The sequence below is a fragment of the Lentilactobacillus diolivorans DSM 14421 genome (genome assembly GCF_001434255.1).
In the GTDB taxonomy this organism is placed as follows: domain Bacteria; phylum Bacillota; class Bacilli; order Lactobacillales; family Lactobacillaceae; genus Lentilactobacillus; species Lentilactobacillus diolivorans.
Window position 1 is genome coordinate 1 of record NZ_AZEY01000064.1, and the last position, 393, is coordinate 393.

Here is a 393-nt window from a genome sequence, read left to right on the forward strand (position 1 = left end):
TTGGGTATTGAAAACTCGCGGTGGGGTTTCCTGCCACTGTGCGATTGTTTCAACCTTGCATGGTTTTAAAGCTGGATCATAGTACATCACTGCTGTATAGGCCTGTTCCTGTTTAATCATTGGTAATTCATTAATATCGCCGTTAGGAAAGGCTCTTCTTAAAACTTCCTGGTATTGGGTTTGAATAACTTGCTTCACAGCCATGATTGTTCGCAAATCTTTGACTGCGCGAGTAATCTTTTGCTGCTCGGTTGGTGAATACTTTTCTAGTAGACCTTGATCAACGTGTTCTAGACTTTCTAAGCTATCATCATGAATCATCAGCGTATATTTAAGCTCGATTTTGACTTCCTTTTCTTGTTGCATTAATAACTTCCAGCCAACGTATGGCCG

The 393-nt window shown here is 40.7% G+C and carries 1 pseudogene; it reads right to left on the reverse strand.

The window, feature by feature from the left end:
* Positions 1–393: pseudogene (locus FC85_RS06045) on the reverse strand (MobQ family relaxase); the annotation flags it as partial.